At 48.7% G+C, this 11088-nt stretch carries 10 protein-coding genes and 8 tRNA genes; all 18 read left to right on the top strand.

The window, feature by feature from the left end; genetic code table 11:
• Nucleotides 1-100: 100 nt before the first annotated feature.
• The 18 genes from ACIFO6_RS08520 (at nucleotide 101) to hisB (ending at nucleotide 11086) form a co-directional block, all read left to right on the top strand.
• Nucleotides 101-192 (top strand) — tRNA-Ser (locus ACIFO6_RS08520).
• A 31-nt stretch (nucleotides 193-223) separates the two neighbouring features.
• Nucleotides 224-300, top strand: a tRNA-Met gene (locus ACIFO6_RS08515).
• 10 nt (nucleotides 301-310) lie between these two features.
• Nucleotides 311-386 (top strand) — tRNA-Val (locus ACIFO6_RS08510).
• 4 nt (nucleotides 387-390) lie between these two features.
• Nucleotides 391-466, top strand: a tRNA-Thr gene (locus ACIFO6_RS08505).
• Nucleotides 467-482: 16 nt separating this feature from the next.
• A tRNA-Asp gene (locus ACIFO6_RS08500) sits at nucleotides 483-559 on the top strand.
• Nucleotides 560-636: 77 nt separating this feature from the next.
• Nucleotides 637-709 (top strand) — tRNA-Phe (locus ACIFO6_RS08495).
• 9 nt (nucleotides 710-718) lie between these two features.
• Nucleotides 719-804 (top strand) — tRNA-Tyr (locus ACIFO6_RS08490).
• A gap of 7 nt (nucleotides 805-811) precedes the next feature.
• Nucleotides 812-884, top strand: a tRNA-Lys gene (locus ACIFO6_RS08485).
• Between the two features lie 164 nt (nucleotides 885-1048).
• The gene (locus ACIFO6_RS08480; RefSeq protein WP_430039955.1) at nucleotides 1049-2197 is read left to right on the top strand and encodes a PucR family transcriptional regulator; all 1149 of its coding nucleotides are present in this window, start codon (nucleotides 1049-1051) and stop codon (nucleotides 2195-2197) included.
• Nucleotides 2198-2300: 103 nt separating this feature from the next.
• Nucleotides 2301-3425, top strand: coding sequence for an ABC transporter ATP-binding protein (locus ACIFO6_RS08475; protein ID WP_430039953.1), 1125 nt, complete (start codon nucleotides 2301-2303; stop codon nucleotides 3423-3425).
• 294 nt (nucleotides 3426-3719) lie between these two features.
• Nucleotides 3720-4658, top strand: coding sequence for an HPr(Ser) kinase/phosphatase (gene hprK, locus ACIFO6_RS08470; protein WP_044645057.1), 939 nt, complete (start codon nucleotides 3720-3722; stop codon nucleotides 4656-4658).
• Nucleotides 4659-4701: 43 nt separating this feature from the next.
• Nucleotides 4702-5760: a prolipoprotein diacylglyceryl transferase gene (gene lgt / locus ACIFO6_RS08465; protein WP_430039951.1), complete on the top strand. Its 1059-nt coding sequence runs from the start codon at nucleotides 4702-4704 to the stop codon at nucleotides 5758-5760.
• Entirely contained in the window at nucleotides 5757-6410 is a 654-nt protein-coding gene (gene ppaX / locus ACIFO6_RS08460) for a pyrophosphatase PpaX (protein WP_430039949.1), read from the top strand. Before lgt ends, ppaX begins: the two co-directional genes overlap by 4 nt.
• Complete coding sequence (locus ACIFO6_RS08455; protein WP_430039947.1) at nucleotides 6407-6901, top strand: acyltransferase; 495 nt, start codon at nucleotides 6407-6409, stop codon at nucleotides 6899-6901. The genes ppaX and ACIFO6_RS08455 overlap by 4 nt, the downstream gene beginning before the upstream one ends.
• Nucleotides 6902-7272: 371 nt before the next feature.
• Entirely contained in the window at nucleotides 7273-8478 is a 1206-nt protein-coding gene (locus ACIFO6_RS08450; protein ID WP_430039945.1) for an ATP phosphoribosyltransferase regulatory subunit, read from the top strand.
• The gene (gene hisG, locus ACIFO6_RS08445) at nucleotides 8475-9119 is read left to right on the top strand and encodes an ATP phosphoribosyltransferase (RefSeq protein WP_430039943.1); all 645 of its coding nucleotides are present in this window, start codon (nucleotides 8475-8477) and stop codon (nucleotides 9117-9119) included. The genes ACIFO6_RS08450 and hisG overlap by 4 nt, the downstream gene beginning before the upstream one ends.
• Before the next feature lie 61 nt (nucleotides 9120-9180).
• On the top strand, nucleotides 9181-10488 hold the full coding sequence (hisD, locus tag ACIFO6_RS08440; protein WP_430039941.1) for a histidinol dehydrogenase: 1308 nt from the start codon (nucleotides 9181-9183) through the stop codon (nucleotides 10486-10488).
• Nucleotides 10478-11086 (top strand): imidazoleglycerol-phosphate dehydratase HisB, encoded by a 609-nt coding sequence (gene hisB, locus ACIFO6_RS08435; protein ID WP_430039939.1) that lies wholly within the window; start codon nucleotides 10478-10480, stop codon nucleotides 11084-11086. Before hisD ends, hisB begins: the two co-directional genes overlap by 11 nt.
• Nucleotides 11087-11088 lie beyond the last annotated feature (2 nt).

The following is an 11088-nucleotide window of genomic DNA, read 5'->3' as shown; positions in this document are numbered from 1 at the left end:
TTTTCAGGGTGTAACCTTGAAATTACGCTTGGTATTCTAGTTCACTATGGTGATAAATAGAATAACGCGCGGAATTTTTGCTAAGTGAGTCCATTTACATGGAGAGATACCCAAGTGGCTATAAGGGGACCCTCTGCTAAGGGGTTAGACTGCGAAAGTGGTGCGAGGGTTCGAATCCCTCTCTCTCCGCCATTTAGGACAAGTTAGCGAAATATTATGTTATGGCGGTGTAGCTCAGCTGGCTAGAGCGTACGGTTCATACCCGTGAGGTCGGGGGTTCGATCCCCTCCGCCGCTACCATACATACCCAGGAGGCTTAGCTCAGCTGGGAGAGCATCTGCCTTACAAGCAGAGGGTCGGGGGTTCGATCCCCTCAGCCTCCACCATTGTGCCGGTGTAGCTCAACTGGTAGAGCAACTGACTTGTAATCAGTAGGTTGGGGGTTCAAGTCCTCTCGCCGGCACCATTTTTGAAAAATTTAGGGAACTGTGGTGTAGAGGCCTAACATGCCTGCCTGTCACGCAGGAGATCGCGGGTTCGAATCCCGTCAGTTCCGCCATTTTTCAATATGATAGTTTTACGCACTAAAGTGGGAAGGGGTATCCCTCCGCACTTTATTTTTTTGTTAATCGATATGGCTCGGTAGCTCAGTCGGTAGAGCAGAGGACTGAAAATCCTCGTGTCGGCGGTTCGATTCCGTCCCGAGCCACCTTTATATGGAGGATTAGCGAAGTGGCCAAACGCATCAGACTGTAAATCTGCTCCCTTACGGGTTCGGTGGTTCGAATCCATCATCCTCCACCAGTTTTATGAGCCATTAGCTCAGTTGGTAGAGCACCTGACTTTTAATCAGGGTGTCGAAGGTTCGAGTCCTTCATGGCTCATCGAAAGTCATCAACTTATAGTTGATGACTTTTTTTGTATGCATTTTTGCATGGATTTAGGTTATGTTTCTTACTAACTTTTTTATTTTAAGGTATCGACAGGTTATAATAGGTTCATTATGTTCGCTTAGAGGTTATTCTAAAAAAAGTGAAGTGGTGATCGCGTGACTTTGGATACGGAATGGATACAGCAACAGCTTCAGAATATTATTCAAGCACCTTTTACTATACTGCCTTGGTGTCCAGAAATGATTGCAGAAGGTCTGTCAGCAAAATCGGCTGTACCGGATAAGTCATTTGTACGTGATAGCATAATATATTTTCCGTTCCGTGTGGTAGCAGGAGAATTGGCTGCCTTTGCGGTAGAGGCAAAGCATTTGACGGATCGGGAACGGAAGCTGATTGAGGCGTTACTCTGGAACATGGAGCAATTCTGGCAGGATGGGACGGGGACGCAACAGCCCGATAATCCGGTTTATGCTGAGGAAGAGCGAATGAAGAGTTTTGGACAATGGCTCATACAGCAGGCTGGCAACCTACAGAATGAAGAAGAGGTTCCTGATGAGTTGGGGCTTCGGGATTCGTTGTTGGCGTATATGGTTCCCATTGTACTGACTGGTGAAGGAACACAGGAGGGCGCTATTGCTTACACTCAACTACATCGATTGTTAGCCAGTTATTTTGGAGGGAATGTGCTGCTTACTCCATTGGATGAACAGTCTTGGCTGATTATGGCTAAAAAGGAACTACTGTTGGGAGCAGAAGACGACCGGGATAAAGATGTTGAAACCAGGGATGCAGATTACACGGAATCGCTGGAGGAGGTTCTTACGGCTTTCAGCCTGGGTTTATACGAGCTTATCGCAAATGAGTGGGTAGGTGTATTTCATTTGGCGGTATCCAAGCCGTCTATACTATTGCAAAGTCTCCCCAAAGAGCTGAATTTGTTATGGGAGACGATCCATCTTGGAAAAATTTTTCATGTAACAGAGCATATCCACTTTTCATGGGAGTTGCATTTGGAGAGGTTATTAAACCGTATTCCGAAGGAGCAACGCGTGCAATTTTTGGAGCAGGTTGTGCGGTCGTCCGTTATATTGGAGGATGCTGAAACGATGGCTACATTGGATATCTTTTTTCAACTGGATTGTAATGTGAGTGAGACGGCTAAGCGCCTTTATGTGCACCGGAATACGTTGATTTACCGTTTGGACAAAATTAAACAGGAGACGGGATTGGATGTGCGGACGTTTAATGATGCGGTTTTGGTCAAGCTTTTTCTACTATTGTACAAAGTGACAAAAAGGAAATAGCATTTTTGTGCAGTTTGCGAATAGCCACGAAGTGGGTACTAGGGTAAGATACAAGTAAGAAATGTATTCGATTTCAAAACTTGATCTTGGGGAGGCAAAAGCTATGGCTGGTGTACGCTTAGAGCATATTTTCAAAAAATACCCGGGTGCAGATAAAGCTACGGTTATTGATGTCAATTTGGACATTCAAGATAAAGAATTCCTCGTATTGGTTGGTCCTTCCGGTTGTGGTAAATCCACTACACTTCGTATGATCGCTGGTCTGGAAGAAATCTCGGACGGCAAATTGTATATTGGAGATCGTGTTGTGAACGACGTAGCTCCAAAGGATCGCGATATTGCGATGGTTTTCCAATCCTATGCCTTGTATCCGCATATGAACGTATACCAAAACATGGCTTTTGGTCTGAAACTTCGCAAGGTGAAGAAAGAAGAAATTGATAAGCGTGTACGTGAGGCGGCTAAAATCCTTGATATTGAGCATCTCCTGGATCGCAAGCCGAAAGCGCTATCAGGTGGTCAACGTCAGCGTGTTGCCTTGGGACGTGCGATTGTACGTGACCCGCAAGTGTTCTTGATGGATGAGCCATTGTCCAATCTGGATGCCAAACTGCGTGGTCAGATGCGTGCGGAAATCACGAAGCTGGCTAAACGTCTGGAGACGACCGTTATCTACGTAACGCATGACCAGGTCGAAGCAATGACGATGGGTGACCGGATTGTTGTTATGAAGGATGGCATTATTCAACAAGCCGCATCCCCGGATGAGTTGTACAACCGTCCAGTAAATCTGTTCGTAGCTGGTTTTATTGGTTCTCCTACGATGAACTTCATCACAGGTAAGCTGACTGAGAAGGACGGCGCACTGTATTTCAATGCCCCGGGTCTGGATCTGTTCGTTCCTGAAGGTAAGGGTCAGATTTTGAAAGCCAAGGGTTATATCGGTAAAGAGGTTATTCTGGGCATCCGTCCTGAGGATATTCATGAAGAGCCCGTATTTTTGGAGGCTTCTCCGAATACGATCTTTATGTCCACTGTGGATGTTACCGAAAATCTCGGTCATGAAATGCTGTTGTACCTGAGTGGCGCCGGAAATGAAACGATTATTGCCCGTGTAGACGGGCGTTCCAATACTCGTGATGGTGTTAAAGCGAAGTTGGCTGTTGATATGAACAAGGTTCATATTTTTGATAAGGAATCGGAATTGAGCATTCTGGTTGGCGAATAAGTTCAATCAATAGAAGAGAGTCGCAGTTTCCCAGCCGGGGAAAGGCGGCTCTTTTTGTATATCCCATACAGCTTCCAGCTTCGGCATTGCATTCATTGGAAAATTCCGATACGATGGGTACATTGGTATGGGTCTGGGTTCAGCATGAACACAGGTAGCCCGAAATCATGTTGAAAAGGTGAGCTTGGGCTGGCACAGGATGAGCTGGCAGTGGGCTATATGGTTGATAGGTTGACGCTACATAAATAAGATTACGTATAGAATCCGGTCATGCAGGATGAAGGGGAGAATACGATGGCTAAAAAGGTAAAGGTATCTGAGCTTGTACAGCAATTTCAAATGGAGGTTATTTCTGGTGAGAAAGGTCTGCGCAGGCTGATCACGGTGGATGAATTGAATCGTCCGGGGTTGGAGATGGCTGGGTATTTTGAATACCACACACAGGAGCGTGTGCAGCTTTTGGGAAGGTCTGAGCTGGCTTTTCTAGGTATGCTTCCTCCTGAGGAAAGAAAGGATCGGATGCAGCGTCTATGTACGGAGCTGACTCCGTGTATCATCATCACACGCGGTCTGGAAGTACCAGCAGAACTGGTGGAGGCAAGCGCTGAGCGGGATGTCCCAGTATTGCGAACTAATATGGCCACGACGATTTTATCAAGCCGCATTACGGGTTTTCTTGAAAGAAAGCTAGCTCCTACGGCCACCATCCATGGTGTATTGTGTGATGTGTACGGTGTAGGTATGCTCATTACGGGCAGTAGCGGCATTGGTAAAAGTGAAACAGCACTGGAACTGGTTAAACGCGGTCATCGTCTGGTAGCAGATGATGCAGTGGAAATTCGGCAAACGTCCGATTTTCAGTTGCATGGTACGGCGCCGGAACTGATTCGTCACCTGCTGGAAATTCGCGGCGTGGGCATCATTAATGTGATGACGTTGTTTGGTGCAGGTGCAGTTCGTAACAACAAGCGGATTACGCTGGTTGTCCGTCTGGAGGCATGGCAGCAGGACAAGCAGTATGACCGTCTTGGTTTGGATGAAGAAACGACACGTATTATTGACACGGATGTTCCGCTCGTTACGATTCCAGTTCGTCCGGGCCGAAATTTGGCCGTTATTATTGAAGTGGCGGCAATGAACTATCGTTTGAAGCAAATGGGCGTGAACGCAGCTCTGCAATTTACGAATAAGCTGACTGCTACAATTTCTGAAGATATGGAAGATATGGATTAAGGTTCAGTCGTTTGCAAGGAAGAACAAGGAGTGAGAGAAACATATGTCAACGGCAACATTACTGCTGAATCCGATTGCTTTTTCAATCGGGGCAATTAAGGTCCATTGGTACGGGCTTATTTTGGGGCTGGCGGCGCTTGTGGGTTTATATCTCGCCATTCGTGAAGGCAAAAGATTTGGCATTCCGCAGGAATTTTTTATGGATATGCTGCTGCTGGGTGTTCCTTCGGCTATTATTGGAGCGCGTATTTACTATGTAGCCTTCAAATGGGAAGACTATCGAGATAATCTATGGGATGTTTTCAAAATCTGGAATGGCGGTATTGCGATATACGGCGCATTGATCGGTGCGATTATATGCGCAGTCATCTATTTCCGCTATAAGGGTTATAATTTCTGGCGGATTGCCGATATTTGTGCGCCAGGTCTGCTGATCGGTCAAGCGATTGGCCGCTGGGGTAACTTTGTCAATCAGGAAGCCTACGGTGGACCGACGGAAGTAAGCTTTTTGCGGAATCAACTGCATCTGCCAGATTTCATTGTAAATCAAATGAACGTTAACGGAGTGTTTCACCATCCTACATTTCTGTATGAATCCCTGTGGAGTATTGTAGGTGTGATTCTGCTACTCGTCATTCGACGTATGAAATTTGTACGTGCAGGCGAAATGTTTGCATTTTACTTCATTTGGTACTCAATTGGCCGTTTTTTCATCGAACGTGTACGGACGGATAGTTTGGCTTTTCAGGGACCAGACTGGCTGGCTTCCTTTGTGAATGCTTTGTGGTCTCCTATGGTATGGCTGGGGTTTGAACCAGGGCATCTGGACCCGAGTTACGGTAATGTACGGATCTCGCAACTGCTCCCTATTTTCATTGTTGTAGCTGCTGTGATTTTCATCGTGGTTCGTCGTCGTAAGGGTGCAACTGTTCCGAAATATAGCGATCCGATTGTCTCCAGCAAGGTAGGAGTCGATCAGGTACCTGACGTGACGCCGGAACAGGCTTTCCGCCCGGGTCAAGATACGATTCCTCCGACAACGGCTGCGCCGGATAAGCTACACAAGGAAGACACGGACGAGGACAAGAAGGAGCATCTATGATAAATACGATTTTATTCGACTTGGACGGAACGATTATGGATACGAATGAGCTGATTATCAGCACATTTCTGCACATTTTGAATCACCCGGACGCTGACCCGCTGACACGGGAGCATATTATCCCTCATATGGGCGGAACGCTGGATGACCAGCTTCGTACCTTTTCGGGATTAAAGGATGTGTCTGAGCTGGTTAAAGGCTATCGTGCTTATAACTTGCTCCATCACGACCAAATGGTGAAGCCTTTTCCGTATGTCATCGAGGTTATTCAGGAGTTGCGTGCGCGAGGAATTAAGCTGGGGGTTGTGACGACTAAAATACGATCCTCTACGATTCGTGTGCTTGATCTGTTCGATCTGACCTCCTCTATGGACTATATTGTGACGGTAGACGACGTAGAGCATCCGAAACCACACGCAGAACCTGTGCTTAAGGCGCTGGCTGGGTTGAACGCCAAAGCAGAGCATACGTTGATGGTTGGAGACAGTTCCTTTGATATTCTATCAGCTCAAGCCGCAGGCGTGAAATCGGCGGGTGTAGCCTGGTCGCTCAAGGGTGAGGAAACTCTACGGGGCTATGGACCGGATTACATTTTGCATGATATGCGGGATTTACTGAAGCTGGAGTTTCAAGGTGTCGATGTGTCGTGAGGAAGGTTGACCGCCATCCCGTGGAAGGTCCCAATGCGCTGTGGCAGATTTACCGGACGGTAAGCCGCTGGAAAGGGATTAAAAACTTTGTTTTTATACAGATCGCCCGGTATTGTCCCGTGCTTTCCTGGAAAAATGTCATTTACCGCAGAGTGCTTGGGATGAAGGTAGGGCAGCATGCGGCCTTCGGCCTGATGGTGATGGTGGATGTTTTTTTTCCGGAGCATATTACGATAGGGGACAATTCGGTGATTGGATATAACACGACCATTCTGGCGCATGAATATCTCATACAGGAGTATCGTATTGGTAAAGTAATGATCGGAAATAATGTGTTAATCGGCGCCAATACGACCATTCTGCCCGGTGTTACTATAGGTGATGGAGCTATAGTAGCCGCCGGGGCGGTTGTGCATAAAGACGTGCCGGCCGGAGCATTCGTGGGCGGTAATCCGTTGCGTGAATTAAGACGATCGGGTACGGATGAATAGTAAATAACATAACAATAAGGGTCCCTTAAGGATTGGGGGGCCTTTTTGTGTTGTTTTTTGTATAAATTATAAATGTGTCTGTTGGCTGAAAGGCTGGCGGAGCTGAGCAATTCTATAATCGCAAGAAAAACTTCCGCTAAGCGCGGTCTTGCTTCTGTGAAAGTACATTGATAGATGTTTTTGTTATAGGGTTCATGAATTCTGCAATGGATAAAATAAAGAGAGGGAAACAGTTCTGCAACGTTGCTCTAAAAATGGGCTGCTCCATTCGGTTGACGTTCGCAGTCAGAGCATGATAATATATCGAATATACTTTAGTTTATTAGCACTTTACCATGATAAAGATACTGCGAAATCATGAGGTGATAGAGATGACCAAGCCAAAAGGATTTGAAATCCCCGTAGGGGTTCGGGATTACCTTCCGCGTGCAGTGTCGAAGCTGCGGGCGATTGAATTGAATGTACTCGAATGTATGGAACGTTGGGGATACCGTCAGATTATGACGCCTACGATGGAATACTACGATACGGTGGGTGTGGCTAGTTCTACTTCGGATCGGAAGTTGTTCAAGCTGCTTAATAACCGGGGGACCACGCTGGTTCTGAGATCTGATATGACCGCGCCGATTGCGCGTGTGGTATCGTCGCTGTTGAAGGAGGAGGAAGTACCACTCCGGCTTTCTTATCACGCAAATGTATTTCGGGCCATTGAGGAAGAGGCGGGAAGAGAAGCGGAGTTTTTCCAGACGGGCGTGGAGCTGGTAGGCGATGACTCGCCCGAGGCTGATGCGGAGGTCGTGGCACTGGCGATTGCATCGTTACAGGCGGCAGGAGTGTCCTCTTTTAAAATTGCTATGGGGCATGTGGGATTCCTGAACGGTCTGTTCGAGGAAATCATTCCGGGTCGCCAGGCTGAACAGCAAGCGTTAAAGGAACTGTTATTGAACCGTGATGTGGTGGGCTACCGGACAGCGATTGAAGCTTTGGGTTTGCCTACCGAACATCGGGATAAGCTGGAGGCTATTCTCCGGCTTCGCGGGGGCAAAGAAATTTGTGAGCAGGCTACCCGTCTTAGCGTCGAGCAGCAGACGATTCAATCCATTGCGCATCTGTGCGAGGTTTGGGAAGTGCTGGAGAGTTACGGCGTGTCTGAACATGTGCTAATTGACCTTACTATGATCGGAGACTTTTCATATTATACAGGAATGACTTTTGAGGGGTATGCGGCGGAAATAGGATTCCCCGTATGTAATGGAGGGCGTTATGACAATCTGCTACAGCAGTTTGGTCGTTCCGTTCCTGCGACGGGATTCGCGTTGAAGACGAACCGGATTGTCGATGGTGTGGACGGTATTCAGATCGAGGCGAAGCGCCCGGTGCTTATTCGTTATGATGAGCAGGGACGCAGAGAGGCGTTATCCGCCGCGGCACAGCTTCGTGGAGCAGGACGGAATGTGGTGACAGGGCTGACTGGTGGGCCTGAGGATCGCCGCCGCGAGCAACAGGACTTGTATGCAGAGGTTTACAGCTACACAGTCGAAGAAAGACAACCGGTACAAGGGAGGGAATTACCATGACGGAGACGTTGAAGGTAGCCATGCCGAAGGGACGGATCTATAAGCAGGCTTCTGAGCTTTTTCGTCGAGCGGGGGTTCCTATTCCAGTAGATGTGGATGATACGCGCAAGCTGGTTATTCCGCTGCCTGAACTGGGAATGGAGTTTATTATGGCGAAGCCGGTCGACGTTCCCACGTATGTGGAGTACGGAGCTGCGGATATCGGCATTGTAGGCAAGGATGTTTTGCTGGAAGAGAACAAGGATGTGTATGAGCTGCTTGATCTGGGGATTGCCCGTTGCCGAATGTCGGTCATTGCTTTGCCGGATTGGCAGCCGGGTATTCGTCAGCGGGTGGCTACGAAGTATCCGAATGTGGCTTCCCAGTATTTTCGGGAGCAAGGCCAGCAGGTGGAGGTTATCAAGCTGAATGGTTCTATCGAGCTGGCACCGCTAATCGGATTGGCAGACCGGATTGTCGATATGGTGGAAACAGGGCAGACCTTGAGAGAGAACGGATTGGTCGAGCAGATCAGTATTTTGGATATTACGAGTCGGCTGATTGCCAATCGGGTCAGTTACCGGATGAAAAATGGTCCGATTCAGGCGTTGTGTGACCGTTTGCATCAAGTAATTCCGACTAGGGTGGCACCCAGGGACTAAGGTAAAGTCCAATGATGGTTAGGAGAACATTCCGCAAGCTGCAAGTAAGGGGGAAGGGACAATGAAGATCGTATCAGCCCGTGATTTCAATCTCCAGCGTGAGGTGGATTACGGTACACCTGAGCAAAATGAAGCCGTTCGTGCGATTATCCGTTCGGTACGGCAGGAGGGAGATGCTGCTGTCCTGCGGTATACGGAATCGTTCGACGGTGTATCGCTGACGGCGGAGCAGCTCCGTGTGACGGAGGAAGAATTGAAGGCGGCATATGACAAGGTGGAGCCTTCATTTTTGCAGGCGATTCGGGAGGCAGCGGACAATATCCGTGCTTTTCATATGAAGCAAAAACGTAATTCGTGGATGGATTTGCAGCCGGACGGCAGCTTGCTGGGTCAGATCATCCGACCGTTGAGGCGGGTAGGCGTATATGTTCCAGGTGGTAAAGCGGCTTATCCGTCCTCGGTGCTGATGAATGTGATTCCGGCTCAGGTGGCTGGTGTACCGGAGATCGTCATGGTGACACCCCCGGCAACAGGCGGCAAGGCGGGAATTGATCCATATACACTGGTAGCTGCGGCAGAGGCGGGTGTGACCGAGATCTACCGGGTTGGCGGAGCACAGGCGATTGCGTCTCTCGCTTACGGGACTCATAGCATCGAACCCGTCGATAAAATTTGCGGCCCAGGCAACATTTATGTAGCGCTGGCGAAGCGAGAGGTATACGGTGCAGTGGATATCGACAGTATTGCGGGACCAAGTGAAATTGTCGTACTGGCTGACGATACAGCGAATGCCTCTTATGTAGCGGCTGACCTGCTCTCGCAGGCAGAACATGACGAAATGGCCTCGGCCATTCTGGTTACGCCCTCGCAGCGCTTGGCAGAAGAAGTATCGGCCGAGGTGCAGCGCCAATTGGCAGAGCTGCCGCGCAGAGATATTGCTGCTGCATCGGTTGATGCCTATGGAGCGATTATTGTCGTTGATACGTTGCATGAGGGCATCGAAATTGTGAACAAACTAGCCCCGGAGCATTTGGAAATCATGACAGAGAATCCAATGGAGCATGTCGGTCTGATCGAAAATGCGGGAGCGATTTTCCTGGGCGCGTACAGCTCGGAGCCGGTAGGCGATTATTTTGCTGGGCCTAACCACATTATTCCGACCAATGGAACTGCGCGGTTCTCTTCTCCGGTCGATATTGATGATTTTATCAAGAAGTCGAGTATGATCTATTACAGTAAGGGAGCTCTGCTGCGCAATGGGGAGACGATTATGCAGCTTGCCCGGCATGAAGGGCTGGAAGGGCACGCAAGGGCGATACAGGTTCGATTGGACAATGAGAAGAAGGCGGTGGATGACGATGGGGAATGAAAATAACGGTGCAGGACGTACAGGCAGCGTCAGCCGGAAGACGAACGAAACGGATATTCAGCTATCTTTTGCGGTAGACGGCACAGGGCAAACCGAAATCGAGACAGATGTCCCTTTTCTGAATCATATGCTGGATTTGTTCACCAAGCACGGACAGTTTGACCTGAATGTACAGGCCAGAGGGGATGTTGACATCGACGATCACCATACCGTGGAGGACATTGGTATCTGTCTGGGGCAAACCTTACTGGAATCGTTAGGTGATAAAAAAGGAATCAAGCGCTATGCCAGCGTCTTTGTACCGATGGATGAGGCGCTCGCGCAGGTCGTCATTGATCTTAGTAACCGACCCCATTTTGAGTATCGAGCGCAGTATCCGTCCCAGCAGGTAGGGAGCTTTTCGACGGAGCTGGTGCATGAATTTCTGTGGAAATTCGCGCTGGAGGCTCGTATGACGCTGCATGTCATTGTTCACTATGGGCAAAATACCCACCATATGATCGAAGCGGTGTTCAAGGCACTGGGACGTGCGCTGGATGAAGCCACATCCATTGATCCGCGGGTAACGGGAGTGCCTTCGACGAAGGGAGTGCTGTAGTC

The organism is Paenibacillus sp. NRS-1781 (assembly GCF_050467745.1).
Taxonomy (GTDB): Bacteria; Bacillota; Bacilli; order Paenibacillales; family Paenibacillaceae; genus Paenibacillus; species Paenibacillus terrae_A.
Note: the sequence above shows the minus strand (reverse complement) of the source record. Positions and strands in the feature narration are given on the sequence as shown.

Bases quoted from the DNA above. Each gene is read 5' to 3' on its own strand.
- hisG (WP_430039943.1), top strand. From the start codon at position 8,475: ATGACGGAGACGTTGAAGGTAGCCATGCCGAAGGGACGGATCTATAAG.
- hisD (WP_430039941.1), top strand. From the start codon at position 9,181: ATGAAGATCGTATCAGCCCGTGATTTCAATCTCCAGCGTGAGGTGGAT.
- lgt (WP_430039951.1), top strand. From the start codon at position 4,702: ATGTCAACGGCAACATTACTGCTGAATCCGATTGCTTTTTCAATCGGG.
- ACIFO6_RS08450 (WP_430039945.1), top strand. From the start codon at position 7,273: ATGACCAAGCCAAAAGGATTTGAAATCCCCGTAGGGGTTCGGGATTAC.
- ACIFO6_RS08475 (WP_430039953.1), top strand. From the start codon at position 2,301: ATGGCTGGTGTACGCTTAGAGCATATTTTCAAAAAATACCCGGGTGCA.
- hprK (WP_044645057.1), top strand. From the start codon at position 3,720: ATGGCTAAAAAGGTAAAGGTATCTGAGCTTGTACAGCAATTTCAAATG.
- hisB (WP_430039939.1), top strand. From the start codon at position 10,478: ATGGGGAATGAAAATAACGGTGCAGGACGTACAGGCAGCGTCAGCCGG.
- ppaX (WP_430039949.1), top strand. From the start codon at position 5,757: ATGATAAATACGATTTTATTCGACTTGGACGGAACGATTATGGATACG.